We start from the raw sequence: 26,072 nt of genomic DNA, 5'->3' as shown, positions 1-26,072 counted from the left end.
GAAACCTACTCATTTCAGTCGGAAGGGTATAAAAAGAGTCAAAGAATCAGGGGAATATTAGGCAACACTTTCCGATTGCGCTTAAAGAGCAGGATATACGGAGCAATCCTGAATCTACTGAACATATAAAAAGATTTCCAATCTGCCCAGATAAGCAAATCAGAAATCTTTTCTATTAACTTATTCTTTTAGAAACGTGGTATCGAGAGTTACTCCACCCCGTCGATTAATCTCATCATAGATGTAGCTTCGCTGCGTATTTCCGCCTTGCTTCTCTTGGGTGAGAACACCTGTTATGCGGAGAATATCCGCTAAATTTCAATACGAATCTACTACCAAATAGGAACCTCAATCGAATCAGTACCCATGAGCTTTTGCCCATCTTTTTCAGCAGAGCCGACTTCAATACCGAGATTGAATAGTTCCGCAGAAGGGTTCATTTTTTTATCCGGAACCACATCGATTACTATGGTCCCTTTGCCGCCCCCGATAGGTTTATAAGAGCGGTCCCTTCCTATTTCAACCCAAGCACGCCATTTGGAATCAGTGTCTGCGGTAGTCCATCTCGACATATAATCCAAAGGCTTTAATGCTGATTTTTCAGGGAAACTGCTCGTAATTTCAGATATGTACCAGTCGTGAGGGATATAAAAGGCGACCCCTCCCCAATCATTAGGATCAACTTCAATTTGCGCTACGATCTGTACTTGTTCGGCCGATCCGTTGCTGCCTTGGACGAACATCGTCCCTTCTGCAAATGTTTTCAGTTCAGTGGAGTCGGAACTTATATGAAATTTCTTGATTTGAACCAAATTCACATTAGCTTTTGCATCGTAGAGCTTTTCCTGATTGGATTGCCATACAACAACTGCGGCTACAATCGCAATTAATAAAATTAACCCAACAATGTAGCTTGTTTTATTTCTCAAGTCCAAGGCCTCGCCTCGCTTCGTCCACAGTGTTTTTTTAATTATAGCACATGGCAGGCACCATCTTTTCCTCTTATATTCTTATTAGAGGGTATTACCAGCGAGGCTGGCGCTGCCTGCAATAAGGAAATCTCAAAGGTTATATTACATTTCCTAAGTTAAGTACTTCCAATATGCGTATCCCCCTTCCTGTTGGAGAAGGGATAATAAAGTGGTTTCTTTTACGTTTTAAGTGTAATGAATTATAGTATTTCTACATCCCCCCCTGAAAACGAACTTGTTCAACTCATTTAATCCATTACTTGAAATATCCTTGCCGCGTATTGCGCAAAGGCCTTTTACATCAACATGCTGTTATTCACCTGAATTTCGAAAGATTAGGAAAAGGCCTTGTGCAGCAAGGTGTAACAACGCCTGTAGATGACACCTGTTGGGTGCAAACAAACGCAAGGACGTTCCGCTGCATCGAAAGATCGGTTCAGTGATAATCCGAAGTAATAAAGAAGGCCGGATTGGCACGAGCTGGGAACGAGAAATGGCCTGAAATGCCGAACAATTCTTCCATTCTGAAGCTGCACTGTTCGAAATTTGAAAGTGAGTAGAGTGATCGGAACGGACATGCTATTTTTACTGGCCTGACGTTCCGTTTGTCAGCTTTTCATATATACGTTTACGCAGATCATTAATACAGTGAAACTCCTCTGGCTTACCAAGGTATTTTCCGACAACATCTCCACCGAAATCGTGAATAAGCAGACCATCCGTAATGATTCCAACAAGCTCTTCTTTAGAATAATCACCGAAATAACCACGCAGCAGTGCAGAATCAAAATTAAACAGTTCGGCTGCAATATACGCATCCTCGTAAACCTTAGGCGCAAGAACTGCATCTGCAAAGTCAATAATACAGAGTTTACCGTCATCAGCTATGATGACGTTGTTGCTGTTTAGATCGCCGTGAATATATACTTTCTCGCCGAAATCTTGAGAGGTGATGTAAATAAGTCTTTCCGACCTAAAGTCATCGGGATATATTCTCCACCTTTCAGAACGATCTTCATTGGCAATGATATCAATGTCATTGAACCGTGGGCATGGGGTGTTCATGATATTCGTGATTTTGCGAAGTTGCTGTGCTGCTTCAAATTTTTCAATGTGTGCCATGCTGTTCACAGCTTCGCCGAATGCAGTCCCATGAACATATTCCATGATCATGTAAGCAAAGCGGTATTTATCCTCCACCAAACCATGTGCTATCAGTTTAGGGGAGTGAATACCGAGCTGATTTGCCCGCTGCATGGAAAACTGTTCTGTCTGTATTTCCGTTGCCTGATCCATTCCTCCTTCACACGGAACAAATATTTTTATAACAAAATCACCAGATTTGAAAACAGCATTCGTTGCCGGTGGCAGGTTTTCGAGTTTTGCGGGCGGCAGGTTTTCTTTTTGGAATATGAAATTAGTAAGAGCAGAAAAAGCGAATAATGACTGAGAGATATTGCTCCAGTCTTGCCAGTTTCCGATTTCTTCTTTAAATAGATTCATGGTCAATAGCACCCTCCTACAAAAAAACAAGATTTTAAAACCAATAAAGCCAATTTCGCTTCGCCGAAATCCGTAGAACGAAGCCAAATACGACTTTGAAAGGAACAGCAAAAAAATCGTGCCTTATTCAAGGACTCATACCAATACAAGTATAAGGAATACATCTACGTAAACAAGCTAGGTGACCGAATCAAGCCTGGATATATCACACAGCACTTTCCACTTGTCCTCAAGAAGCATGGGCTGAGGATATTCGCTTCCATGATCTTCGTCAAAGTTGTGCGAGCCTGTTACTGGCCAACGATGTGAGTCTGAAAGAGATTCAATCATAGCCAGGACATAGCCGTTATTCCACGACGGCAAACATCTATGCACATCTGGATTACAGTTCAAAAGTTTCGTCTGCACAGGTCATGAGCAACACCTAAAAATCCCAATTATGCAAATAAGCTCCTGAATCGTCGCAAGGACAAATTCAGGAGCTTATTCTTTGTAATAATAATGCGGTCGAGAGGACTCGAACCTCCACGGGGGTTAGCCCACACGGACCTGAACCGTGCGCGTCTGCCAATTCCGCCACGACCGCATATTGTAATGTCTCTTGCAGATCACTTGGTGTTCCGCAGCGACAAGATATATAATATCACGGCCAAATTATGGAGTCAATATTTTTTTTGCGTTAGCGCCTAATCACTTGATTCCGCTTCAATTCGTCGAATATTTTCACATTTTGTGTGATTACCGCCTTCTGTCCTCTGCTTGGAAATTCCATTGTTATTTCTTATTCTTTTGGATATAATAAGAACATAAGTTCCCATTTAAAAAGAAGGTGTTTTATATGGCCGTACCCGGCATATTAGAAGAGGAGCTAGCCTTGATCAAGAGCGCTCTGCTGTTAAAGTTCGTGCGCCATGTATTCCAACGGGACGCAAGAATTATTGAACAGAGCGGTGTATTGAAGAGTCCTGAGATCTATGTAGAGATGATCCATGGCGGAGAACAACGAGCTGCCCTCGTATTATCCGAGATACAGACTGAATTCAATAAACGTAAGATTAAACTGTACCAGATCCGGCAGGACGAGAATGGAATCTGGGCCGATTACACCTGTCGTGGATATCGCGGAGAGATGAGGATATTATGGTCTGGGTTGCGCCATGAGATCAATTCCCGCATGCGGGCCTACCTGGGGGGAGATGCTCCCAAGAGAAGCCGCCTGCAGCCAAATCGACGCGCTGCTGCGGAGTCCTGATTCCAGTTCCCTTACATGCAAATACAACTATCCCGGATACAGGTCGCGTTCGCCTTTCATCCGGGATAGTTGTCTTAGGATCAGCTCTTTATTCCTCAAACGAAGGCCGAGGATCTTTAGCGGATTGAATCAAATAATTACGGTCCAGCTTGACCACATTCCGGTTCGGCCTGCGGACCAATACATGGGTCTCATCCCAGGCAACAATAATTCCTCTAACATCGTTCTCAGGAAGCGCATCCCTCACCACGCGCACCTTCTGCCCGGACAACCGATACTCATTCAACTGCTCATCTGTGATCATCGTGTTTACTTTTCACTCCCCTCTTCACTTCAATATGCCCCGAATATGCTGAACAGATCAACAATCGGAAGAAGCTTCCCGAGTGAATCTGTTCTGCCAGCTATATATTCTTCAAAAAAAGACCCCGCACCAGCTGGCGGAGTCCTATATCCCTCTTAACGTTGTGCATGCTCCTTGCTGCCGTCGAACCAGAAGTCGAGCACCTTCGAAGACATGACTCTTTGCTCCAAATACCCGACCTGCTGCGGACTGAATTCCTCTTTCCATGGCGTGTCAAGCTCTTCGCACAGCTCAACAATCGTCAATAGCTTCGACCACGCCACATAGCGCTTATACCAGAAGAATTGGGGATGCTCAAGCATATAGGGATAAAGGTCATCAAACTCTGTATGCTTACAATCGAGAGCCCGTTCAAAAGCAACCTTGGCTTCGGATAATTTTGAAATGAAAAACTCAGTAGGAACTACCGAATCTCTTCCCATCTTATAAGCCTCCTCTCCCTAGTAATCCTCATTATAACGAAAAAACATGAACCTGCAAAGGAGTCATGAAAAAATTGGAATAGCCTATTTTATTCTGCAAAAATGACCTGCCCATTCTCCAAAGACTTGATCTTGGCCAGGGTCTCAAGACGGATTCCCTGATCCCGAATTGCCCGTGCTCCGGATTGGAAGCACTTCTCCACCACGATTCCTGCACCAACCAGCTTCGCGCCAGAGCGTTCAACAATTTTGATCAGGCCTTTGGCCGCATCGCCATTAGCAATAATATCATCGATGAACAGAATCCGGTCCTGCTCGTTAATCAGATCTCGGGATATCAGAATATCGGTTACGATCCCTTTCGTAAAGGATGGAACCCGTTCCTGGAGCATATCCGCCTCCTCCAGCAGCGTCTTCTTGCGGCGGGCAAATACAAGTGGTACCCCCAACGCATACGCCGTCGCGAACGCGATTGAAATGCCTGAGGATTCCACGGTCACGACACGGGTTACCTCTTCATCGCGGAAACGCTCGGCGAATTCCCGCCCAAGCTCCATCATCAGCTCCGGGTCCACTTGATGGTTCAGCAGCTTGTCCAGCTTCAGCACTTCCTCCGAGACGACCACGCCTTCCTCGATAATCCTTTGTTTTAATTTATCCATCTATTCGTCCTCCCGAGTTATAGTGTGTGTTCAAAAAGGCCCGTGTTCAGCACCGAGAAGGTTGGATGAAGCTAGGGACTGAGGAGCGGAGCGTAGGCAAAACCTACGTGAGCACCGGAAGGCCCGGCTGAATTTAAGATTCGATGTCGAATAACCTCTCGAGCTACATTGTGATCAAAATGGACTTTTTGAACAACCTCTCACACCAAATAAGTTTCATTTTTCAGTTTGAGTCATGTCCTCTTGAAATACAACATACCTTGTACTATATATAGCACACCCAGCAGGAGGAAGGCCATGAAAAATGCCGTCAAAATTTTGCAGATTGCGTTCACTTATATAGGTACTGTCGTTGGCGCCGGGTTTGCAACCGGACAAGAGATACTACAGTTTTTTACCCGCTACGGCAAATTAGGGATTCTGACGATTCTGTTAGCAACCGTTCTGTTTATATGGCTTGGGACAAAAATGATGCTGCTGGCTAATAAGATCCAAGCGGTCTCCTATGAAGACCTCAATCGCAAGCTATTCGGCGAGAAATTCGGACAAGCTCTTAGCCTGTTTACACTCATTGTCCTGCTCGGCGTCAATAGCGTTATGCTGGCCGGAGCCGGGTCCGTGTTTAACGAGCATCTCGGTCTCAACTATCAGATCGGCCTCTGGATTACGCTCATCAGCACTTATTTATTATTAGGCAAGGGAATCAGCGGCATCATGAAGCTTAATTCCATCGTCGTTCCCATGATGATCACGCTGTCTCTGGCCATCATTATCAATACAGCAGGGTCCCCGGGTGCAAGCCGATTCTTAACGATGGATACCGACACCGGCCTATTCTCGGCCTGGGCTTCTCCGCTTATGTACACGGCCTTTAATCTATCGATGGCTCAGGCTGTACTCGTTCCGATCGGCAGCCATACTCGCGACCGTCGCGCCATCGTATGGGGTGGTGTTCTCGGTGGTGCCGGCGTCGGCTTTATGCTCATGGCGGGTCACTTCGCCCTGTCCGCCAACATGCCGGGCATTTCCCAATTTGAAATACCGATGGGCAGCATCGCCCAGCAACTGGGGAGCGTCATCCAGCTTATCTATATCCTGCTGATCTTCATGGAGATCTTCAGCACCTTTGTATCTGATATATACGGCGTTACCTTGCAAATCAGGCAGCGAATTAATGTGTCTCCGCGACTGCTCTCTGTCATGATCCTGTGCCTGTGTTATATCACCAGCCAATTCGGGTTCAGTACTTTACTCTCGATCTTATACCCGATATTCGGCATATTCAGCCTGCTATGGGCGGCGATGCTGGCAACCTACAACTCTAAACAGATCTCAAACCATAAATGAAGCCTGGTGTACGCCATATAGGCTAACATCCCGGACTTCGCTTCCGATAAAAAAAATCCACCTCTGCCTTACAAGGCAAAGGTGGATGACGCAAACAATTACATTTTCACGAGATACGTTTATTGATACTCCAAATATATTTTCTTTAATTCATACACAACCTGGTTCAACGAATAATGCTGCTTGGCACGATCCGAGCCCGTTCGAGCCAGTTCATAGCGGAAGGCCGGGTCGATGATCACCTGCTCCAACGCATCGGCAAGCGCCAATACGTCCTCTACCGGTACCAGCAGACCATTCGAGCCGCTCTCAATCTGCTCGGAGATTCCCCCGACATCTGTTCCCACCAACGCCAGACTGCACAGCGCGGCTTCAGCAAATACCGAACCGAAGGCTTCTGCCCGCGACGGCAATACAAATACATCAAAGAAAGGCACAAACTCTTCGGGATGCAAGGTATATCCATAGAAAATCGTCTCATTATAGATGCCCAGTTCCTTAGCCAAGTCCTCAAGCACCTTGCGGATTGGGCCGTCGCCGATAATATGCAGCACATAATTCAATCCCCGATTCTTAAGCTCCTTGCAAGCACGGAGAAGGATATCCAGCCCCTTGGCCGGAACCAGCCGGCATACGGTGACAAGCTGTGCCACTTCATTCTCATGAGGGACAGGCTTGAATCGCCGCTCATCGAAGCCATTGGGGATAATGCCGATCCGTTCCGGATGGTCCACATAATCTGTTAAATAACTCTTGAATGAATGGGATACGGTGAACAACCGATCCGTACGAGCTTCAAGCTCTCTATACAATGATGTCAAGAATCGCTGTTCCAGGCTATCCGGCTTAATCCGTCCGTTCAATAGCAATTCACGCTCATAGCTGGAATGGATGCTCTGCAATACCGGAGTTTCCGGGAAGGCTTCCTTCATCGCAAGCCCGGCAATCGGATGATGCGCATGAATCAGATCATAGGGCTTGTTCAAACGCAGCTTCGTCCACCATATATAGTCCTTGTAGGTTTGTATATATTTTTGCACGATCGGGCTGCCCTCATATTCATGCCAGTCAAAGGTGTGGAAATGGACAGGCTCATGCCCTTTATTTCTAATCCGTTTGGGAAGCGAAAATAATTCCATCTCCCAATGGGGAGAATTAAACCGTTCTTGTAAAGAAGGAATCATCGATGATACGCCTCCAGGCTGCTCTGGAGGAAAAAATAATGCCTGTAGCAGTTTCATAAGGGGTTCTCCTTTACGCTCTATCTTTCTGAAGAGGTAATGCAAGCCGCTTGTGATAAGAAAACCAACCGAGGCCATTTATGAATGAGCGGCCGCGATTTAATGGTAGATACTTGCAATATTGAATTTTATCAGCATAGCTGATCACTTATCCATTCTACATCTGACACGAAATGGGAGACAAAGCCAATCATGACGCGGATGAACCGCCAATTCCTATTATGCCATAGGTAGAGCGGAACATCCATTCCCCTTTTTCTAGCCAAAGCATCAATTTCCGTCAATACTCCCCACAAACAAGCTTTTGAACAGAAGCATCCGGTGTGGTAAACTGCGAAAGGAATATTATTTGATCGAAAAGGAGCAGCAAATATGTCAGACCGATCCCTGCCTGCAAATTTCAAGGAACAGATCATTCAGATGCTGGGACAAGAAGAAGGCAACGCCTTTCTGAACAGTTATGAGCAACCGCGTACCTATGGACTTCGTATCAATTCACTTAAATTAACAACAAATGCCACTATAGATGAACTGATCCAGACCTTCAGGCTAACACCCGTACCATGGTGCAGCACAGGCTACTACTATGAGAAAGATACCCGCCCCGGCAAACACCCTTATCATATGGCAGGGCTCTACTATATCCAGGAGCCATCCGCTATGTCAGCCGTAGAACTGCTGGACCCGCAGCCAGGAGAGACCATTCTTGATCTCGCGGCTGCTCCAGGAGGCAAGACGACCCAAATTGCAGCGAAAATGAATGGACAAGGCCTGCTGATCAGTAATGAAATCCACCCTCAGCGTGCCAAAATATTAGCCGAAAACGTGGAACGGATGGGCATCCGGGGAACGATCGTTACCCAGGCCGCTCCACCCGAATTGTCGGCACGCTTCCCGCGAACCTTCGACCGAATCATGCTGGATGCCCCATGCTCCGGCGAGGGCATGTTCCGCAAAGACCCTTCTGCCATCGAGGAATGGTCTCCAGCTTCAGTTGCGCTCTGCGCAAACCGTCAATGGGACATCCTCCAGGATGCGATCGCCATGCTGAAGCCAGGCGGTACTCTCGCCTATTCCACTTGTACCTTCAATCGAACAGAAAATGAAGAAATGATCGCACGGGTGCTGAATGAATATCCGGAAATGCGCCTTAAAGCCGAAAAAAGAGTGTGGCCTCATCTGCAGCAAGGCGAAGGCCATTATGTAGCCGTGCTGGAGCGTGAACAGCAAGCAGAAGAACAAGCTGCATTAGGCGGCAGAACAAATGAGGCAAAAGCCAATAAGAAGCGAGGCAAATCGTCCCGTGCAGGACGTGAATCCGGCAAAGAACTGCTGAATGCTTGGGAAGCCTTCACCACCTGGGCCAAGCTTGATTTGCCAGGCTTTCAGGCGGATGAAGGCGTTCCCGTTCTGTTTGGAGAAGCCCTGTATTTATTGCCCCGCAGTAAGGAACTGACCGTTGATAGGGAACTGCTATCCGGCATCAAGGTTCCCCGTGCCGGTCTGCATCTCGGCGATTACCGCAAAAATCGCTTCGTGCCGGCCCACGCCCTGGCAATGGCTGCCGAGGCCAAAGACAAAGCCCGCGTAGCAGCTCTCCAAGCCGATTCCTCCGAGGTTGCAGCTTACCTGCACGGCGAGACTTTAAACGTATCCGCAGAGCTTCGCGGCTGGGTGATCGTGACCGTCAAATGCGGCAGCAGCAGCTATCCGCTGGGATGGGGCAAAGCCAGCGGAGGGCAGCTGAAGAATCATCTTCCCAAAGGACTTCGTCTCATGCATTAGTCGAGTCGCCAGGCCCCAAGAGCGTTAGATCCGACGGGGAATTCGCCCAGAGGCTAAGCCCCTGTTTTCTGTAAACCATGGTAGAAGTCCATACCATATTCGCTGAGTAACATAAAATACCGTATCCCGTGGTGAACGGGAACAAGTTAAGACCAAGGGAGGAATCACGATGGGCGAAGTATATGGCGGTGGTTTGTGGACTTCGACAGGTGTCATTCTTGTACTGTTCATCCTGCTCGTTATCATCACCCGTGCATTTTTCATCTAATGCGAACGACTAAGACAAAGAGCGGAGGAACCCTATGTTCCTCCGCTCTTGCTTATTCTGTACGATTTACGATTCTATAGGCAATACTTCTGCAAGGCGATCTTGACGCCTTCCTCATTATTGGAAGCGGTCATAACATCGGCCACATCCTTGACTTCCTGCGGCGAGTTATCCATAGCAATGCCCAGGCCGGCGTATTCCAGCATCGTTAAGTCATTATAATAATTACCGATGGCCAGCACATTCTCTACAGGTATTCCGCGCATTGCTGCCAGATGCTTCAGCGCTGAGCCTTTGGAGGAATCCTTGTGCATCAGATCAATGAAATAATCGCCGCTGCGAAGTACGTTGAATTCATGCGTCCAGGTGCTCCATTCCTCCATAATCTTATCCATCACCGGAATATCGCCGGATAAGGTCATCTTCACAAAAGGATCGTCTTCAGGACGCTCTGTGAGATCCTTCGGCTCGATCAGAAACTTATGGTACATATCGAGCGCTTCCTGGCTAAGCCGGGATGCTCCCTCCACATATAACCCAAACGTCGTATTTAGATCATAATGCACATGGTTTTGCTCGCAATACTGAATGTAAGGCTTCAGCCCCTCGCTGCGCATCTCAAAGTGGTGAATGACCTGTCCGTTTACGCTAACGGTAGCCGCGCCATTATGCGTGATCGCATATCCTTCCAGTCCCATCTGCTCCATATAAGGAATACAGCTGAGCGGAGCACGTCCTGTACAGAGCACAAACTCTGCCCCTTGCCCTGCAATCTGCTTGATCACTTCAATCGTCCCCGGTGTCAGGACATGATCATCCGTCAGCAGCGTCCCATCTACGTCCAGAGCAATCAATTTATACTTCATCTCTCACCACTCCTCTTTATTTATAGTCCAATAAGTCCCCGGGCTTCATCCATCCTTCTCGGTGCGGCCTTGGAACTTTTGAACCTATTTATTTTCTATTTCTTAATATTCTTCAACGCCTCCAGCTCGGCTGCAGTCAATTCACGAAAAGAGCCTATCGGCAGCGAAGCATCCAACTCCAACGGCCCCATTGTTACCCTTTTTAGATAAGTTACCTTGGAGCCGACAGCCTCCAACATCCGCTTCACCTGATGGAACTTCCCCTCCGAGATCGTCAGGGATATTCGTGATTTAACCGTCCCATCGTCATATTCTCCATATTCCAGGATCTCCAGCTGCGCAGGCATTGTCACATAACCGTCATCAAGCTGCACCCCCGCCTGGAACCAGGCAATTTCCGACTCCCCGATACGTCCGATACAATCCGCCAAGTAAGTCTTCGGCACATGCTTGCGCGGGGATAGCAGATCATGAGTCAGTCCGCCGTCATTGGTCAGCAGCAACAGTCCTTCTGTATCTTTATCCAGTCTTCCAACAGGAAAGGGGGCAAATACCTTGAACTCATCCGGCAGCAGATCGATGACGGTCCGATCCCTTAAATCCTCGGTCGCGGAAATGACGCCCGGCGGCTTGTGCATCATAATATAGATGAATTCCCGATAAACGATACGTTCTCCGTCAATCTCAATCGCATCCAGTTCAGGATCAGCTTGTGCGCCGCTATCCTTCACAACAGATCCGTTCAATAAAATCCGCCCTTGCTTCACCATTCTCTTCAGGTCCGAGCGTGATCCATATCCCAGATTACCAAGAATCTTATCGATTCTCTGTGTCTTCTTGCCTGTTCCCATATCGCTTAAGTCCACCTCCAACCGGCAGGATACTCATTCTTAAGGATTCCGTCGATCCACTTGCCCCAACCTAATGGGTAGCCCTCCGCCGTAACTAATACGAACCCCTTCGGGCCCAAATTTTCTATATAACGAATGCGGGACTGCTGAATTTCCAGCGTCTCGCCCTTCAAATATCTAACAACTTCCCCCTCGCGGACGGACAGCTCCAGTATCCGGGACGCTTCGTCAGGTTTGAGTGCGGTAGCCAGCGGATGCGCGGGCGTAAAGCGCCCATTCTTGACCGAGCCGACATACCAGCCCGAACGAACCGTCCTTAGACCGTTCAGCCTGTCTTTGGACAGCGGAGAAATATATAGATTTGCCCCGTATACCATCACCTCGCAGGCAGGCTGCAGCCGAAGCTGCTCATCTCTGAATTGCTCCCAACCCGCCAGCAGCTCGCTATCCTCCGTCGCTGGCTTCCCCGGTGTACGCGCTTCTTTGGTACGACCGTGTGGCCGTATTTTCCCTTTTTTCACAGGCGCGGCATGATCCGTGGAATGTGCAGCATGATTACCAGGCACATACTGAATCAAATCCAGCGATGAATCCACTGATCCCTGATGCTGGAGTATAGCCAGAAAATGGCCTTCCCCATCGACCTGATGCGGCCATAACCGTCCGCAACAGCCTGTCTTGGCAGCCGTCTCCGCTGTGAGCCCTTGACTCGTAGTCAAGTCTGTCAAACCTTCCGCCTGGACGAGCCAATCGGCTCGTCCAGGCGCAAAGCCCCCATCTCCGGGCAACGGTATAACTTCATAATCTTCATACTCCTGGAGGAACCCTGCAATAATCGCTTCATTCTCCTCCGGCGAGAAGGTGCAAGTGGAATATACAATCCTCCCGCCAGGAGACAGCATTTTGGCAGCTGTATGCAGAATATCATGCTGCATATTTGTATATTGCTCAAGCGACCGCTTCTCCCACTGTCTGGCCATTTCTTCATCCTTACGGAACATTCCTTCGCCAGAGCAAGGCGCGTCAATCAGAATGCGGTTGAAAAACTGGGGAAATCGATCCGCAATCCGCTCGGGCGTCTCATTCAAGACGATCGCGTTGCGGACACCGTTTAACTCAATATTTTTAGCCAACGCCTTGGTGCGTTCTGCACTAATATCATTCGTCACCAGAAGGCCTTGGCCGCTCAGCTTGGCAGCGATTTGCGTTGATTTGCCTCCAGGAGCTGCACACAGATCAAGTACTCGATCCCCCGGATGAACATCTAGCACCTCAACCGGGGCCATCGCGCTTGGTTCTTGAATATAATATAATCCTGCATGATAATACGGATGCTTGCCTGGCTTCAGGCCCTCTTCCACATAGAAGCCTGTTTTACACCACGGAATGGGCTTAAGCTCGAACGGAGATATTGCGCGGAAAGATTCTACATCGATTTTTAGCGTGTTTATGCGAATACCGGCATAACGCGGCTTCTCATAAGAAGCGAAAAACTCTTCATATTCATCCCCAAGCAGTTGCTGCATTTTTGTCGTAAAAGCGATCGGTAATTGTAACCCCATGCTATACCTTCCATCTATATAGACTTGTGAAATCAAAAAGCAAAACTATTGTACCACAAGCCCCTGGTTTTTCGCGAAAGGAAGTTATAAGCAGGAAATGCTATCATTTATGTAAAAAGCCGCTCTCGCTATCGCAAAAGCGGCTAATCTCTTCATTATAAACCATAAACCGAATCCCTTCATCCCAATCTAGGCCTGATCAGCCCTGCCGCCGTTGTACGTGCTTCGCTCCCCGCATCGGACGCCGCCTCTGCGGAATATTGGGGGAGATCTGAGCAGAAGCCTGCTCTACAGCCTCCCCCAGTTCAGGATCTATGATATCGATCGTCAGATCGTAGTGGCTGAACGGGCTTTGCTCGTAAGCCTCCAGCTTGGCCGCATACAGGGCAGCCTCATTGCGCAGCTTTTCCAGATCAATACCCAGGCTATCTACAGGATAAGGCTTAAGGCGTTCCACCGCGGAAAGCAGCATTTTTCTTGCCCCTATTACGTTCCCGTAGCGGAAATGGAATAGACCCACCGCAATCTGTAGAAGCCCTTTATAGAGCGGATCACTCTGCTGAGCCAGCCACAGCTCCTCCATCACTTCATGACACTCGAAGTAATCCCTATCACGATTAAAATAGACCAGGAACGCCAAGTACAACGGCTCATTCTTCATTTGCAGATTCCTCGGCATCGGTCTTGGAACGATGAATCATCGCCTTAACTTCAGTCAGCAAGGCCTTCATTCCTTCCATATCCCGCGCTTCCCACAGCTCATTAAAGCGTTCCTGAGCCGCAATTGCTTCCGATACCATATGGAAGAAGTACAAGCGATGGATTGCCCCAAGCACGGAGGAGACGATACTGGAATCATCCTCAAAGCTCTTCTGGGCGTCGAGAATTTCCTGGCGAATGCTGGACATCTCATTATCAAGGATAAACGCTGCCTCGGCCGTCTTTTTCAATCGAACGCGCATTTCTTCAGGCAGCATCTGACGATACTTGTAATTCAAGGAATGCTCGATCGTAGCCCAAAAATTCATGGCCAAGGTCCTGATCTGAATCTCAGCCAACACATTCTTCTGTCCTAGCGAAGTCTGCACTGGATATTCCACGATCATATGGAAGCTGCGGTAGCCGCTCTCCTTGTAATTTGTGATATAGTCCTTCTCGTACAGCACCGTCAGGTCTTTCCGCTTCCTGATATATTCCGCCACCCGGCGGATGTCCTCTACGAACTGGCACATAATCCGAATGCCGGCGATATCCTCGATCCCCGTCTCCAGATTTTCCATCGGCACGTTCAATCGCTTCGCTTTATCGAGAATACTGGAAATCTTCTTGACCCGGCCCGTCACGAATTCAATCGGAGCATACTCTTCGATTTTCTTCAATTCGGAACGCATCGTCTTGAACTTAACCTTTAATTCTTCAACAGCTTGTTCATATGGAAGCAAAAACGTTCCCCAATCTCTACTATCCATTGTTGTGCCTCCTATCTTCAGTAGCCCCTTAACGGTGATCAGCACCTACCGCTTCGGATATATGGGAGAACCCATCCCGCCGCAGCAGCTCCCTTAGGCCACGCTGCAGCTTGCGGTTGATCTCGGGGCCTTCATAAATCAGCGCCGTATAAATTTCTACCAGGCTCGCGCCTGCGCGAATTTTCTCATAAGCATCTTCTGCAGTAAATATCCCGCCCGATCCAATGATCGGCAATTTGCCCCCCGTCTGGAGGTAAGCACGGGACACCACTTCCGTCGATCTGGCCTTCAGCGGCTTACCGCTTAAGCCCCCGGTCTCCTTCGCATTGTCATGCGCCAGGCCATCCCGCGATATCGTCGTATTGGTTGCAATCAGTCCGGATACTCCGCTATTCTGGATCGTATCGATCATAAATTCCAATTCCCCGTCGCTGACATCAGGAGCGATCTTGACCAGAACCGATTTTCTAGTTCCGCAACGCTTCGCCTGCACGTCCATCTCATCCGTCACAGCCTTCAATAAGGAAGCCAGTTCGCTCCCATGCTGCAGATTACGCAGGTTCGGCGTATTCGGTGAACTGATATTGACAACAAAAAAGTCCGCCTGCGGATACAGAATCGAGATGCATTTCTCATAATCCGTATGCGCTTCTTCATTCGGTGTCAGTTTATTCTTGCCGATATTGACCGCGACCGGGATACGCCTTGAGGTCAATGCGGCCAGTCTATCCGCCATTGCTTCAGCACCCCGGTTGTTAAATCCCATACGATTGATCAGTGCTTCGTCCGGAGGAAGCCTGAACAGTCTTGGCTGTTCATTGCCAGGCTGTCCTTTGGGGGTTACCGTCCCCACTTCCATGAAGCCAAATCCAATCGAAGAAAACCCTTCTACCGCTTCGGCATTCTTATCAAGTCCGGCGGCCAATCCAATAGGTGAAGGGAAATGAATACCGAATAAATCTGTAGCAAGCTCCGGCACTTCCGATACACCATACATTCCGCGAACCACAGGAATCATTCCTGGTACTTTCGCTGCTTTATGTAAACCACCGATCACCAGATGATGTGCTGCCTCTGGGTCCAGCTTAAAAAAAATGGGTTTTCCAAAATTACGGTACAACACGTTTCCGCTTCACTCCGATCATTCGCCCTAGCGCTAACTTTATCTCCTTATCCAGTTTAGCCGTTTCTGCGGCAAAAGAAAAGTTAAGAGTTCCTGTGGAGTAGGAAAACAAGCCTATAAAATTTCCGAGAAAATCCCGTTCATGGCGTGAACAAATGTGGACTTTTTGAACAACCTCTATAAAATATAGAGTGTATACTCCTTAAAGCAAATGTAGAAGAGAGGGGATTTGTCCATGTCCAACAAACGCAAGCCGCCTACACTGCAGCAGAAAAAGGACGAAGTAAACAAGAAGGCGCTTATCTGGGCCGGTTCGGTAACCGGCGTGCTCATCTTGTTCGTAATCATCGTCCTAGTCCTGACCAAGCTTTAAGATATGAGTTTCAAGATTTTATAACAGCCAATGGTAGGTACGGTGGGGATTCGTCTGATCCTGACTCCGTTTGAGAACGAACCGTTCCTTCGGTACGCTCTCCAGCTGCGGAAGAATCCCCTTGCCGATCTCAACCTTGGCCCCACGCGGAATCAAATCAAACAGCTCCTCGACATCCTTCTTCAACATTCGAATGCAGCCCAGCGATTCGTCCTTGCCGATGCTATCCGGCTCATTCGTCCCATGGATCGCATAATTCGTATCCGACAGCTGCATCCCGCGGCTGCCGAAGTCGCCATCGTCCTTCCCGTTCGGGTTAATCACCTTATCGGAAACCTTGAAGGTTCCGTCCGGAGTTTTATCACCGCCAAGCCCTACCTTATAACTTCTTAACATTATGTTCCCGCTTGCAACTGCCAGCAGATGAGCCTCCTTGTCGATGACAATGCGCAAAGGCTCCTTGAAATAAAGCGGTTCGCCGCCTGGATTGCTGCTCAGACGCTCTTCGCTTGCAGACGGATGCTGCCCCTCCTCCTGTTGAGGTGTGCTGCCGGCGTGCTGTTGCAATGCAAGCACACGCTTGAATTCATGCCTCATGAGCGGGTTGCTGCCGGCCAACCAATTATCCGGAAATGGTTGTACCAATTGATCCAGACTCTCCGGCCAGCTGCCCTTCTGCTCCTTGTATGTGTGTATCGCCGTGGAGAGAACCGCCAGCGTCTCCTGTCTCTCGATCCATGCCTTGCCTTCCTTCTGCAGCTTGGTCGCATCCGGCGGGGTGCACTGACATGCCTTCGGATCATAGGATTGTACCTTCATTACGCCATCCTGCGGACTTTTGTCCAACTCGTATACGACCGGCATCTCCTTGGACCAAATCAGCCATTCGGCCTTCTGTTTCATTCCAAGTACAACTACCTTTGAAGCCGACGTCTTTAGCTTATCGCCATACAAATCTTCCAGCGACTTGTAAGGATTATCAATATTGCTCTGATAAGCGCTAGCCGTAAACTCCGTCCCCTGGCCTTCAAAGGGGCTGCCGATGCCCCAATTTCTCTCGCCCTCCGGCCACATTGCTTCGCGGTCCTGACTCGGATTCTTAACGACAAGCCCCAGATCCTCTGCGACAGTGGCTGAATCATCCTCGACAGGGAGATCCGTTGCAAATTGTCCCGGCGCATAGGCGGATGACAAATTAAGCAGCAGCAGGAACACAAGTACAATGCCAATCTTACGCACAAGCCCTTTGCGCTCCTCTTTCCGTCTAGATTCCTGATGCAGCTTGTCCTGATATTCCTGCCATAGATCCGCCGGGATCTTGGTTGCCTCGAAGGCTTCATAGACGCTTCCTGCCTGATTATAGCAATATTGGGCTTTCCCTTCTTGCCCAGCGCTCTCATATTCCTTGCCCAGCAAATACCAGGCCATTTTATTATCCGGGTGATTCTTCACATAGCTCTTCAGGTAAGCCGTATTCTTCATGGCTATCCTCCGATATATTTAGAGGTTGTTTGAACTCTCACTATAATATTAGGTTCATCTATTATATATATCGGCATAAGCTTGGATTTTTCTCTATATAACAGAAGAAAACAGTCTATCGTCCTATTTTTACAGAATCCGGAACTAGATCTACAGACATACTTGCAGCCACATTATCTACTATTAAAAGATGACCAAAATGCAAACAAGAACCTCCCCTTCCATCCGGAAGGAGAGGTTCCCACTATGAATAGGGAGGAATCGCTCTAGCCATCTAGCGAGCAGATAGTCCCTGTCTTATGATGCTATTAACAGTCGGTGCTTACCGTTAAATAACTTAACCTTCTTTGTTAAATGGTTCATCCGCTACTTTGATGGAGTCTGTAGGACATCCGTCACAAGCGTCTTGAAGGTCATCAAATAGGTCTTCAGGAATTTCGGTCACACCACGGTTGGCGTCGCCTTCATAGATCACTTCGGCCAAACCTTCGTCATCATAATCATAAATATCTGGTGCCGTTGCGCCACAAGCGCCGCAAGCGATACAAGTATCCTTCTCAACCCAAGTAAATTTAGCCATTTTTTCTGCCTCCTGAATAAACGGTACAAGTCCGGTGCTTTGTTATCACCATGACCAATATAATATAAATACCAATCAATTTCAATTCATTTTCCGCATTATTCCATTCGAATACCTGGATCATTTATCATCATTTGCTTGATCTTTATCCAGAAGAAAATCGGTTTGTAGCGAAGTACCGCGGACTTTGTGATTGCGGATCAGTGCCGAAGGATCATCCGACAGCATTCCCGCCGTTAGCACAGCGCTCTCCCCAAACTTATCGCGCAGCATATCCATCGTCTTCGTCAGCGATTCCTTCTTCGGCTGCTGTTCATAATCGAACAGATCCAGCTGCAGCGCTGCCTGCTCCTTGGGCAACAGATTCTGCAAAGTTATACCGAGCAGTCTAATCGGCTTCTCAGTGCTCCAGTGCTGCTTGTACAGCTTACAGGCTTCCGTATATACATCCTCCGCTCTCTCCGTCACATTATCCAGGCTATGGGATCTCGTTATCGTCTTCATGTCCGGGGTGCGTATCGTAATCTGCACCGTCTGAGCCATCAGTTGCTGCCTGCGTAAGCGCCGTGTCACTTGATCCGCCAAATTCAGCAGCACCCGCTGGACATCCTCCATTTCACGAATATCCCGCGGCAGGGTCGTCGTATGTCCGATCGATTTATTCTTCTCCCGCTCGTCGATGACCGGTGTGTCGTCATGGCCATTCGCCGCCTGTTTCATCCAGTGTCCAACCACGCCGAAACGTTCTAACAACAACCGCTCATCCGCTACCGCCAGTTGTCCGATCGTATATATGCGGATCTTCTTCAGCTTCTCTGCCGTCCGCCTGCCGATTCCGAACATTTCATGGCACGGCTTATCCCATAGCAAGGCTGGCACATCACGTATCCGCAGCACCGTTATGCCATTCGGCTTCTTCATATCCGAGGCCATTTTGGCCAGCAGCTTGTTGGGTGCTATCCCAATGGAGCATGGAAGACCAAGCTCGCTGGCAATACGCGATTGAATCGCCTGTGCAATTTCCATCGGTGTGCCAAACTGCTTCGAGCCGGTAATATCCAGGTAGCATTCATCAATAGATACGGCCTGCAATAGCGGAGTATAGCTATAAGCGATATTCATAAAAGCTTTGGAGTATTTCCGATACAAATGAAAGTCCGGCTGAATTACGATGAGCTCCGGGCACTTCTTCAGCCCCTGGCTGACTGTCATCCCCGTAGATATGCCTCTCCGACGCGCCGCATAGGAGCAAGTAACGATGACTCCCTTGCGCAGTTCCACGCTACCGGCTACAGCGGTCGGACGATTCCGGTATTTCTCCGGTTCCTCCGCTTCATGCACCGAACAGTAGAAAGCATTCATATCGACATGCAGCACAACCCGCCCTTTGGCGGGATAGTATTTATCGACATTATCCAAGCGTTTCCCCTCATTTATATACTAGTAATTTCAGCATACCCTTTTCAGCAAAAAACGGTCAATATCACGATAAACTTTTAACGAAAATTATATTACATTTAAAATATCAGGATGATATAATTAGAAAATATACCTAAACCGGTGCTTTATTTTTGAGGACTTCCAAAGGGGGATACTTCCATTATGTCAAAAGCTTTAACTATCTTCGACACTACTTTGCGCGACGGTACTCAAGGAGAAGGCATCAGCTTATCCGCAGAGGACAAATTGAAGATTGCCAAGAAGCTGGATCAGTTAGGTGTCCATTACATTGAAGGCGGCATCCCCGGCAGCAATAGTAAGGATATCGAATTTTTTGACCGAGTTAAAGAATTGCGTCTGAACGCGAAGATTACAGCATTTGGCAGCACTCGCCGCAAGAACAGTCTGGCCGAGCATGATGCCAATCTGCAGCGTCTTATCGACTCCGGTGCACAGGCAACATCGCTTGTCGGCAAGTCATGGGACTTCCACGTGCATACGGCACTGCAGACTACTCTGGAAGAGAATCTGGCGATGATCTATGATTCTATTGCCTACTTGAAGCAACGCGGGCTTGAGGTGATGTTCGATGCCGAGCACTTCTTCGATGGCTATAAGAACAACCCCGAATATGCCTTAGCCGTAATGCGCAAAGCTGAAGAAGCAGGTGCAGACTGGCTGGTCATGTGCGATACCAATGGTGGAACCATGCCTCACGAGGTGTCCGACATCGTTGCTGCGCTTGGCGGGCAGATTGCCGGAACTGCAAGGCTTGGCATTCATACCCATAACGACTGTGAACTGGCAGTGGCTAATACGCTCAGCGCAGTTCGCTCCGGTGCCGAAATGATCCAAGGGACTATGAACGGCTATGGCGAACGCTGTGGCAACGCCAACCTCTGCTCCATTATCCCGAACCTGCAGCTGAAGCTTGGATATCAGGTTCTTGAAGAGAAGCAACTGGAGCAACTGACGAACACAGCCCGCTACGTAAGCGAGATTGCCAATGTTCATATGCCAGTTAACCAGCCTTATGTAGGCGCAGCCGCTTTTGCTCATAAAGGCGGCATCCATGTATCGGCGATCCTGCGCGATGCCCGTACCTACGAGCATATCGTGCCTGAGACAGTGGGCAACCACCAGCGCGTGCTTGTCTCTGAACTGGCCGGACAGAGCAACATCCTGTCCAAGGCACAGAAGATGGGAATCGAATTTGATCCGGAAAAAGAAAGCACCCGGGAAGTGATTGACCGAATTAAGGAACTGGAGCATCAAGGCTATCAATTCGAAGGAGCCGACGCATCGCTTGAGCTAATGCTGCGAGAGGCGAACGGAGAAGTGAAGAAACTGTTCACGTTCGAGTCCTTTAAAATGCTTGTTGAGAAATCAGCCGGAAAACCGGTTGTATCCGAGGCGTTCGTCAAGCTGAACATCGATGGCAACTCTATCTATACGGCCGCTGAGGGCAACGGTCCGGTCAATGCGCTGGACAACGCGCTGCGCAAGGCGCTGATCAGCTACTATCCGGGCCTCAATGAGGTGCATTTGTCAGACTATAAGGTTCGTGTCCTCGACGATAAAGAGGCCACCGCCTCGAAGGTTCGCGTCTTGATTGAATCCTCCAACGTGGAGAACTCCTGGAGTACAGTCGGCGTCTCCAGCAACGTTATCGAAGCAAGCTGGGAGGCGCTTGTTGACAGCTTCCTGTACGCCCTGCTTGGACAAGACAAGCGTGAAGGCTACGAGGAGATCCAATCGGTCGAGAGAGGCCTTGTAAATCACTAAGACTTGCCATAGACAATGAACGTTAACAAAAACCTGCTGAAAAATGCAGGTTTTTTCTATGCAAGCGCAAGCCCTGTTCCTAAACCTGCGGCAAGGAGGAGATTAAAGAGATCACCGCAAAACAAGGCGCTTATGCCCGTGTTAGATATTTACTTCTTGATATAAGCCTATATATTTAATCAGTTCTGCAATTCCCTTCATTTGATCCAATAGCTGACGATTCAAATTTTCCAAAGCCAGCTGAAAAGAACGTTCGATTTTGTCATAGCTTTGGACATCCAAATCATTTAATAACTCCTTCATATTTTCTATATAATAAACGGTCTTTCGCAAGCTGCTGATGACCAGTATTTTACGCAGTTCCGCTACTGAGAACATTCTATAGCCGTTTTCCTCATTTCTTTCCGAGTGAACCAAACCTTCGTATTCCCAATGACGAATCGCTGAAGGATTTACCCCCGCTATTTTTGCAGCCTCTCCAATGCTCATATATTCTGTTAGTTTTACATTTTGATATCTAGTAAAATCAGTATTTTGAATCATCGTGAGGATTTCTTCGACTCGCCGCCTTTCCACCTGAATATGATATTGCTGTTCATTAACGAACCACAGGGCTTCCTCAAATCTTGCCTGCTTACACCTTCTCATAACATCGTAAACAACAGGGATGTCATACCCTTTTAGCATCGCTCTGATAGCAGTAAAAGCTTGTAAGTGTATCGAAGTATACATACGATGGCTGCCTTTGGTTCTTGGTACAGCAGGAATAAGCTCTTGTTCTTCATATCTTCTCAAGGTGGTGGTGCTGACCTTTAAGGCATCCGCAATTTGTTTAGGGCTATATGTCTCCATTTATAACTCCTTTTTAAAGAAGTGGTTCAAAAGTCAGCTTTAAACCACAAACTTAAAGTAAAACCTTCAAGTGCTACGATAACATATTTTGAAGAAGACCCCCATGTATTAAGTAGAAAACAGAGCGAATCCGAAAGATTGCATGAATGTTATACGATAGATGTAAATCAGTTAGGAGGGATTAAATATGGAGAAAAACATAACGCTTGCGGATGGATCAGAATTAAAGGTTGGTCTAACTGGCAATCCCGGCTCTGTAACGATTATGCTTCCGGGTGCTAAAGAATCCGTATATGGGCAAGAGGCGGAAAACTTAAAGTTGTGGGGAGTAGACCCCGAATCAGGAAAACATTTTATCGAGGGACTCATGGACAAGTTTCAGATCCTATCTTTCGATTACGAGGGACACCGGTTTCAGCATCCCAGCCCTGACAATCTCACACCTGAAAATATTACAAACGATTTTTTAACCATCGCCGACGAAATGAACGTTAAGAAATTCAGCTATTACGGTTATTCCTGGTTAGCTCTGGCCGGGTTGCAATTAGCCATTCGGACAGACCGACTGGAAAGTTTAATGATGGGCGGCTTTCCTCCAATAGACGGCCCGTATAAAGAAATGATGGTAGTGACCAATAAAACTTATGAGCAGGCTCTAAATCACCAAAATTCAGCCGCTGATGATGAACCCGTCCCGATTAGCCCAGAAGAAATAGATTGGGACAATATTAAGGTAAAGATCGACGCGGATCAAACCAAACAGTTTGTTACTATGTACCAAAACTTGATAACCTTTGATGATCGAAAAATCCAGCAACCATTCACAATTCCGAGATTAACCTTTGCCGGGGAGCAAGACACTATTATTTATGGAGAAAACTTCGGCAGTGTAACCGTTGATATTGCCGGGATACTCCAGAAAAACAAACAAGAATTAGAACACCTTGGATGGGATGTAGAGGTTCTAAAAGGAAGCGGCATGGATCATACCAAAGCGATGCAGCCAGAAGTGGTTCTGTCATTGATAAAGCCGTGGTTAATTAAAAATTTGATATAACATATTGATCTTGCCCCTTCGCCTGCCCTTCGTTTGAAATAACACCGGGTCAAGTCCAAAGCTCTTTTCCTCCCCAAAATCAAATAACGTTAATTCTAACGAAACCGGGTATCGTTAGAATTAACGCATTGCTGGGCGGTTCAGGATCGCGTTGGGGCAAAAAAGAAGCCTATATACAGGTATTCGCAGCAAATACGGATTACTACGAATTCGTCAGCTTCTTCAATTTGGCTTCCAAATCCTTGGCGGAAAGTGAGCCTATGATCACCTCTTGGATGACGCCATCTTTCCCGATCAGTACATTTGTCGGAAAGGCCATCCCGTTAAATTTGCGGTAAACCTCTTCCTTCTTATCGAGCAATACTGGGAAGGTATAATCATAGTCCTCGACAAACTTCTTAACTTTATCGAGTTGATCATATAAGGTGACGTTCACGGCGTACACATCCAGTGAATCCCCGTATTTCTTCGCCAGGGCAACCAAATCCGGCGCCTCTTCTTTGCAAGGATCACACCAGGATGCCCAGAAGTTCAATAGCAGGGCTTTGTCACGTTCTCCACCTACTGTATATGTCTGACCGTTCAGGCCTTCCAGAGTGAATGAGGGGGCCGGCGTCCCAGGCTTAGGCGCTCCCGCCGCAATCAGCTCGGTTAACGACTGGCTGGAGGCCGCGGCTTCCTTTTCGCCCTTCCCCCATAAGCCGAATGAGCCTTGACCCAAATTAACGTACAATACTGCTGCTAATAAGATAATCAATCCTGCCAGGATCCATTTATGTCGTCTCATGAGAAATCCGTTCCTTTAAAATTTAATGTCTTATTAGTATATTGTACCCTGATTCAGGGATTTGTTACAGCTTGAAAGTAAATAAATGCAATTATTCGCAGCTCTAAGCCCATTCACGATTTTCCAAGAAAATGATACAGATCCCCCAGAGTAACAACCCCCGTATGCGCTAAGTGGTCGATCAGCTTCACCCATAATTGCGCGGTCATTTTAGCATCCTCTAACGCGTGATGTCGCCGTCCAATCGGGATATCGTATATACGCAGCCAGTCATCCAGAGCAGATATTGGACGATTTGGCACCAGCTTCCGCGCAATCATCATCGTGTCCAATACCCGATGGCCTAAATGCACCCTCGTTGTCTTCCAGAGGGCCGCATCCAAAAAAGCCTTGTCATGCGCACTGCCGTGGGCAATCAGTACCCGATCATCCACGAAGCTCATAAAATCCTGAAGCACCTGCAGCAAAGCAGGTGCCTCTTCCGCAGCCTGCAGGGTAATGCCGGTCAGTTCTATAATTCGCTCTGGAATGGCCGTTCCCGGTCGGGCTAGAGAATAGAATGCTTCCCTGTCGACCTCCATCCCATCCACCCTAACCGCGCCAAAGGACAGAATTTCGTCCCCATGGTTATAATGGAATCCCGTCGTCTCCAGATCGAGTACCGCCGTCCCTAATTCGGTCAAAGGCACGTGCAGTGTCTCCGTTCTCCGCTGCCCCCGCGTTAATGACCGGACAAAAGCGATTTGCTGGGCGCTGGGTGCGCTGAGCATAGAAGCGATCCTGGACGGCAGCACTCCCTCCTTCATAATATCCCAGAAAATTCCATTTCTCTTCATTGAGTCCTTCATGACCAGATCCTCTCCGCATAGCGGCGCTGGCGCTCCAGCGATCGATATATCAGCTTGACAGTTCCGAGGGCCTCCTGCAGCTCCCTCCTGATCTCCCGCTGCTTGAGCATCGCTTGCGGCAAATAATTGCTGCCGGTCAACAGACCGTTCTCGCCCTCATAACCTGCCGCCAGGGACCTGAATTTAAGGGCGATTATAAATGCCTCGCGGCACATTTCAATCCAACGGAAAGGCAGGGCCTCCAATTCATATAACCGCCTTAGCCTATCCAATGTTGAATTACTGGAGACAACGCCGTGTTCTACTGCCAAAAACCTCACCGCATTAACAATTGGCAAATAGAGGCCGTATTTTACATCAAAATCACCGGCATGCTCACCGTTTCTTTCTGTAATCACCTGCCCAAGCACATTTAACGCTGCTTTATGGCGAACTGTTCCGCGCAGAACAGCAAGGACAAGATCCTGCTCATGCTCTGCGGAAGATCCCAGCACTTCATCGATATTAGCACGAAGCTGGGCAAATAGTCCGGCATCCCCGGTAATCAGGCGCATATCGGCAGCGATCATCAAATAACGGACCTGCTCCCAGCCAAGCTCCTCTCTCCAATCACTAAGCATCTGCTGCCAGCTTGCCAATGTCCTGCGCCATAGCGGGTTCGATATCATCACTTTGCCCGGGCAAGGCGGATAGCCGGCCTCCTCAAGAATCCGGACCAGTATGGCAGCAAATCTTTCGTAATAGAAATCAACCTGCTGTCCATCTCCTGCTCCGATGACTAGCGCATGATCCTGGTCGCTCCACAGCGTTTGTTCCTCCCGCCCGGCACTGCCGAGGGCAATAAACGCATATGGAACAGGAGGAGGGCCCAGGCCCTCCTGAATACATGTTGCCTCACACAATGTGAGCGCCCTGCACATCACTTCCCTATGAATCTGTGCGATTTGGCGATTCCCTTCTTCAACAGCCATACTCACCAGGCTTTTGTTCACAATTTTCTGCCGTTTGTTTCTCGCTGCCAGAAGTTCCCGGGAGGAAGTTGCTCCTCGAATCTCGCCTAGCCAATCGGCGAAATCCTGATCCTTTAATTCCTTCGGCATCGCCCACCTCCTTTCCACCCAGCCTTAATACCGATTTGCCCGGACCCTAAAGTTCGCCATAAAGCGCATCCCATGCGATATA

The 26,072-nt window shown here is 48.2% G+C and carries 26 protein-coding genes and 1 tRNA gene; 7 read left to right on the top strand and 20 right to left on the bottom strand.

Annotated features, from left to right (window positions below):
* Window positions 1-332 precede the first annotated feature (332 nt).
* The 3 genes from DMN77_RS17845 to DMN77_RS17835 form a co-directional block, all read right to left on the bottom strand.
* A complete protein-coding gene (locus DMN77_RS17845; protein WP_179015865.1) occupies window positions 333-929 on the bottom strand; it encodes a hypothetical protein in 597 nt (198 codons plus the stop codon).
* 627 nt (window positions 930-1,556) lie between these two features.
* Window positions 1,557-2,474 carry an aminoglycoside phosphotransferase family protein gene (locus DMN77_RS17840; protein ID WP_068780436.1) on the bottom strand — a complete coding sequence of 306 codons (918 nt, stop codon included), beginning with the start codon at window positions 2,472-2,474 and terminating at the stop codon, window positions 1,557-1,559.
* Window positions 2,475-2,976: 502 nt separating this feature from the next.
* Window positions 2,977-3,060 (bottom strand) — tRNA-Leu (locus DMN77_RS17835).
* A gap of 252 nt (window positions 3,061-3,312) precedes the next feature.
* Here DMN77_RS17835 and DMN77_RS17830 point away from each other — a divergent pair.
* Window positions 3,313-3,726: a YhjD family protein gene (locus tag DMN77_RS17830; protein WP_068780435.1), complete on the top strand. Its 414-nt coding sequence runs from the start codon at window positions 3,313-3,315 to the stop codon at window positions 3,724-3,726.
* Between the two features lie 88 nt (window positions 3,727-3,814).
* On the opposite strand, the gene DMN77_RS17825 is transcribed toward DMN77_RS17830, so the two are convergent.
* From DMN77_RS17825 to DMN77_RS17815, 3 genes are all read right to left on the bottom strand, one after another.
* Window positions 3,815-4,030 (bottom strand): hypothetical protein, encoded by a 216-nt coding sequence (locus tag DMN77_RS17825; RefSeq protein WP_068780434.1) that lies wholly within the window; start codon window positions 4,028-4,030, stop codon window positions 3,815-3,817.
* A 155-nt stretch (window positions 4,031-4,185) separates the two neighbouring features.
* Window positions 4,186-4,512, bottom strand: a complete 327-nt coding sequence (locus DMN77_RS17820; protein WP_068780433.1) for a hypothetical protein — start codon at window positions 4,510-4,512, stop codon at window positions 4,186-4,188.
* Between the two features lie 89 nt (window positions 4,513-4,601).
* Entirely contained in the window at window positions 4,602-5,174 is a 573-nt protein-coding gene (locus DMN77_RS17815) for a xanthine phosphoribosyltransferase (protein WP_179015864.1), read from the bottom strand.
* A gap of 297 nt (window positions 5,175-5,471) precedes the next feature.
* Here DMN77_RS17815 and DMN77_RS17810 point away from each other — a divergent pair, with 297 nt between their 5' ends.
* Window positions 5,472-6,521, top strand: a complete 1,050-nt coding sequence (locus DMN77_RS17810) for a YkvI family membrane protein (protein WP_068780431.1) — start codon at window positions 5,472-5,474, stop codon at window positions 6,519-6,521.
* A 119-nt stretch (window positions 6,522-6,640) separates the two neighbouring features.
* Here DMN77_RS17810 and DMN77_RS17805 read toward each other — a convergent pair whose 3' ends face one another.
* Complete coding sequence (locus DMN77_RS17805) at window positions 6,641-7,762, bottom strand: glycosyltransferase family 4 protein (RefSeq protein ID WP_068780430.1); 1,122 nt, start codon at window positions 7,760-7,762, stop codon at window positions 6,641-6,643.
* A gap of 372 nt (window positions 7,763-8,134) precedes the next feature.
* Between DMN77_RS17805 and DMN77_RS17800 the strand changes: the two genes are divergently transcribed.
* Both DMN77_RS17800 and DMN77_RS23655 read left to right on the top strand, forming a co-directional pair.
* Window positions 8,135-9,547 carry an RsmB/NOP family class I SAM-dependent RNA methyltransferase gene (locus DMN77_RS17800; RefSeq protein WP_179015863.1) on the top strand — a complete coding sequence of 471 codons (1,413 nt, stop codon included), beginning with the start codon at window positions 8,135-8,137 and terminating at the stop codon, window positions 9,545-9,547.
* Window positions 9,548-9,716: 169 nt separating this feature from the next.
* Window positions 9,717-9,815, top strand: a complete 99-nt coding sequence (locus DMN77_RS23655) for a YjcZ family sporulation protein (RefSeq protein ID WP_218653025.1) — start codon at window positions 9,717-9,719, stop codon at window positions 9,813-9,815.
* A 74-nt stretch (window positions 9,816-9,889) separates the two neighbouring features.
* On the opposite strand, the gene DMN77_RS17795 is transcribed toward DMN77_RS23655, so the two are convergent.
* The 6 genes from DMN77_RS17795 to DMN77_RS17770 all read right to left on the bottom strand — a co-directional run bounded on the left by DMN77_RS17795 (window position 9,890) and on the right by DMN77_RS17770 (window position 15,686).
* On the bottom strand, window positions 9,890-10,681 hold the full coding sequence (locus DMN77_RS17795) for a Cof-type HAD-IIB family hydrolase (RefSeq protein ID WP_068780428.1): 792 nt from the start codon (window positions 10,679-10,681) through the stop codon (window positions 9,890-9,892).
* A gap of 95 nt (window positions 10,682-10,776) precedes the next feature.
* Window positions 10,777-11,532, bottom strand: coding sequence for a pseudouridine synthase (locus DMN77_RS17790; protein WP_179015862.1), 756 nt, complete (start codon window positions 11,530-11,532; stop codon window positions 10,777-10,779).
* Between the two features lie 5 nt (window positions 11,533-11,537).
* On the bottom strand, window positions 11,538-13,094 hold the full coding sequence (locus tag DMN77_RS17785) for an RsmF rRNA methyltransferase first C-terminal domain-containing protein (RefSeq protein WP_179015861.1): 1,557 nt from the start codon (window positions 13,092-13,094) through the stop codon (window positions 11,538-11,540).
* Window positions 13,095-13,293: 199 nt separating this feature from the next.
* On the bottom strand, window positions 13,294-13,755 hold the full coding sequence (locus tag DMN77_RS17780) for a DUF309 domain-containing protein (protein WP_179015860.1): 462 nt from the start codon (window positions 13,753-13,755) through the stop codon (window positions 13,294-13,296).
* A complete protein-coding gene (yjbM, locus tag DMN77_RS17775) occupies window positions 13,745-14,563 on the bottom strand; it encodes a GTP diphosphokinase (protein WP_068780424.1) in 819 nt (272 codons plus the stop codon). The genes DMN77_RS17780 and yjbM overlap by 11 nt, the downstream gene beginning before the upstream one ends.
* Window positions 14,564-14,591: 28 nt before the next feature.
* Window positions 14,592-15,686, bottom strand: a complete 1,095-nt coding sequence (locus DMN77_RS17770; protein WP_179015859.1) for a quinone-dependent dihydroorotate dehydrogenase — start codon at window positions 15,684-15,686, stop codon at window positions 14,592-14,594.
* A gap of 235 nt (window positions 15,687-15,921) precedes the next feature.
* On the opposite strand from DMN77_RS17770, the gene DMN77_RS17765 reads away from it, so the two are divergent.
* The gene (locus tag DMN77_RS17765) at window positions 15,922-16,059 is read left to right on the top strand and encodes a hypothetical protein (RefSeq protein ID WP_179015858.1); all 138 of its coding nucleotides are present in this window, start codon (window positions 15,922-15,924) and stop codon (window positions 16,057-16,059) included.
* Between the two features lie 18 nt (window positions 16,060-16,077).
* Here the strand turns inward: DMN77_RS17765 and DMN77_RS17760 are convergent, their stop codons facing one another.
* From DMN77_RS17760 to DMN77_RS17750, 3 genes are all read right to left on the bottom strand, one after another.
* Window positions 16,078-17,541: a L,D-transpeptidase gene (locus DMN77_RS17760; protein WP_179015857.1), complete on the bottom strand. Its 1,464-nt coding sequence runs from the start codon at window positions 17,539-17,541 to the stop codon at window positions 16,078-16,080.
* Window positions 17,542-17,878: 337 nt separating this feature from the next.
* Window positions 17,879-18,121, bottom strand: coding sequence for a ferredoxin (locus tag DMN77_RS17755; protein WP_068780421.1), 243 nt, complete (start codon window positions 18,119-18,121; stop codon window positions 17,879-17,881).
* A gap of 120 nt (window positions 18,122-18,241) precedes the next feature.
* On the bottom strand, window positions 18,242-19,540 hold the full coding sequence (locus tag DMN77_RS17750; protein WP_179015856.1) for a DNA polymerase IV: 1,299 nt from the start codon (window positions 19,538-19,540) through the stop codon (window positions 18,242-18,244).
* Window positions 19,541-19,723: 183 nt separating this feature from the next.
* Here DMN77_RS17750 and cimA point away from each other — a divergent pair, with 183 nt between their 5' ends.
* A complete protein-coding gene (gene cimA, locus DMN77_RS17745; RefSeq protein ID WP_068780419.1) occupies window positions 19,724-21,346 on the top strand; it encodes a citramalate synthase in 1,623 nt (540 codons plus the stop codon).
* A gap of 141 nt (window positions 21,347-21,487) precedes the next feature.
* Here cimA and DMN77_RS17740 read toward each other — a convergent pair whose 3' ends face one another.
* Entirely contained in the window at window positions 21,488-22,198 is a 711-nt protein-coding gene (locus tag DMN77_RS17740; RefSeq protein WP_068780418.1) for a MerR family transcriptional regulator, read from the bottom strand.
* A 187-nt stretch (window positions 22,199-22,385) separates the two neighbouring features.
* Here DMN77_RS17740 and DMN77_RS17735 point away from each other — a divergent pair, with 187 nt between their 5' ends.
* Entirely contained in the window at window positions 22,386-23,255 is an 870-nt protein-coding gene (locus DMN77_RS17735; protein ID WP_068780417.1) for an alpha/beta fold hydrolase, read from the top strand.
* A 202-nt stretch (window positions 23,256-23,457) separates the two neighbouring features.
* On the opposite strand, the gene DMN77_RS17730 is transcribed toward DMN77_RS17735, so the two are convergent.
* From DMN77_RS17730 to DMN77_RS17720, 3 genes are all read right to left on the bottom strand, one after another.
* Window positions 23,458-24,042, bottom strand: coding sequence for a TlpA family protein disulfide reductase (locus tag DMN77_RS17730; protein WP_068780416.1), 585 nt, complete (start codon window positions 24,040-24,042; stop codon window positions 23,458-23,460).
* 113 nt (window positions 24,043-24,155) lie between these two features.
* Window positions 24,156-24,890 carry an exonuclease domain-containing protein gene (locus DMN77_RS17725; protein WP_179015855.1) on the bottom strand — a complete coding sequence of 245 codons (735 nt, stop codon included), beginning with the start codon at window positions 24,888-24,890 and terminating at the stop codon, window positions 24,156-24,158.
* Window positions 24,887-25,990: a DUF294 nucleotidyltransferase-like domain-containing protein gene (locus DMN77_RS17720; protein WP_179015854.1), complete on the bottom strand. Its 1,104-nt coding sequence runs from the start codon at window positions 25,988-25,990 to the stop codon at window positions 24,887-24,889. Before DMN77_RS17720 ends, DMN77_RS17725 begins: the two co-directional genes overlap by 4 nt.
* Between the last annotated feature and the right edge of the window lie 82 nt (window positions 25,991-26,072).

Source organism: Paenibacillus sp. 79R4, assembly GCF_013393165.1.
Taxonomy (GTDB): Bacteria; Bacillota; Bacilli; order Paenibacillales; family Paenibacillaceae; genus Fontibacillus.
The sequence above is the reverse complement of the archived record's forward strand: the minus strand, read 5'-3'. Positions and strand labels throughout refer to the sequence as shown.

Excerpts from the sequence above, each read along its gene's own strand:
- DMN77_RS17840 (WP_068780436.1), bottom strand. The coding sequence starts at position 2,474 with ATGAATCTATTTAAAGAAGAAATCGGAAACTGGCAAGACTGGAGCAAT.
- DMN77_RS17830 (WP_068780435.1), top strand. The coding sequence starts at position 3,313 with ATGGCCGTACCCGGCATATTAGAAGAGGAGCTAGCCTTGATCAAGAGC.
- DMN77_RS17825 (WP_068780434.1), bottom strand. The coding sequence starts at position 4,030 with ATGATCACAGATGAGCAGTTGAATGAGTATCGGTTGTCCGGGCAGAAG.
- DMN77_RS17820 (WP_068780433.1), bottom strand. The coding sequence starts at position 4,512 with ATGGGAAGAGATTCGGTAGTTCCTACTGAGTTTTTCATTTCAAAATTA.
- DMN77_RS17815 (WP_179015864.1), bottom strand. The coding sequence starts at position 5,174 with ATGGATAAATTAAAACAAAGGATTATCGAGGAAGGCGTGGTCGTCTCG.
- DMN77_RS17810 (WP_068780431.1), top strand. The coding sequence starts at position 5,472 with ATGAAAAATGCCGTCAAAATTTTGCAGATTGCGTTCACTTATATAGGT.
- DMN77_RS17805 (WP_068780430.1), bottom strand. The coding sequence starts at position 7,762 with ATGAAACTGCTACAGGCATTATTTTTTCCTCCAGAGCAGCCTGGAGGC.
- DMN77_RS17800 (WP_179015863.1), top strand. The coding sequence starts at position 8,135 with ATGTCAGACCGATCCCTGCCTGCAAATTTCAAGGAACAGATCATTCAG.
- DMN77_RS23655 (WP_218653025.1), top strand. The coding sequence starts at position 9,717 with ATGGGCGAAGTATATGGCGGTGGTTTGTGGACTTCGACAGGTGTCATT.
- DMN77_RS17795 (WP_068780428.1), bottom strand. The coding sequence starts at position 10,681 with ATGAAGTATAAATTGATTGCTCTGGACGTAGATGGGACGCTGCTGACG.
- DMN77_RS17790 (WP_179015862.1), bottom strand. The coding sequence starts at position 11,532 with ATGGGAACAGGCAAGAAGACACAGAGAATCGATAAGATTCTTGGTAAT.
- DMN77_RS17785 (WP_179015861.1), bottom strand. The coding sequence starts at position 13,094 with ATGGGGTTACAATTACCGATCGCTTTTACGACAAAAATGCAGCAACTG.
- DMN77_RS17780 (WP_179015860.1), bottom strand. The coding sequence starts at position 13,755 with ATGAAGAATGAGCCGTTGTACTTGGCGTTCCTGGTCTATTTTAATCGT.
- yjbM (WP_068780424.1), bottom strand. The coding sequence starts at position 14,563 with ATGGATAGTAGAGATTGGGGAACGTTTTTGCTTCCATATGAACAAGCT.
- DMN77_RS17765 (WP_179015858.1), top strand. The coding sequence starts at position 15,922 with ATGTCCAACAAACGCAAGCCGCCTACACTGCAGCAGAAAAAGGACGAA.
- DMN77_RS17760 (WP_179015857.1), bottom strand. The coding sequence starts at position 17,541 with ATGAAGAATACGGCTTACCTGAAGAGCTATGTGAAGAATCACCCGGAT.
- DMN77_RS17755 (WP_068780421.1), bottom strand. The coding sequence starts at position 18,121 with ATGGCTAAATTTACTTGGGTTGAGAAGGATACTTGTATCGCTTGCGGC.
- cimA (WP_068780419.1), top strand. The coding sequence starts at position 19,724 with ATGTCAAAAGCTTTAACTATCTTCGACACTACTTTGCGCGACGGTACT.
- DMN77_RS17740 (WP_068780418.1), bottom strand. The coding sequence starts at position 22,198 with ATGGAGACATATAGCCCTAAACAAATTGCGGATGCCTTAAAGGTCAGC.
- DMN77_RS17735 (WP_068780417.1), top strand. The coding sequence starts at position 22,386 with ATGGAGAAAAACATAACGCTTGCGGATGGATCAGAATTAAAGGTTGGT.
- DMN77_RS17730 (WP_068780416.1), bottom strand. The coding sequence starts at position 24,042 with ATGAGACGACATAAATGGATCCTGGCAGGATTGATTATCTTATTAGCA.
- DMN77_RS17725 (WP_179015855.1), bottom strand. The coding sequence starts at position 24,890 with ATGAAGGACTCAATGAAGAGAAATGGAATTTTCTGGGATATTATGAAG.
- DMN77_RS17720 (WP_179015854.1), bottom strand. The coding sequence starts at position 25,990 with ATGCCGAAGGAATTAAAGGATCAGGATTTCGCCGATTGGCTAGGCGAG.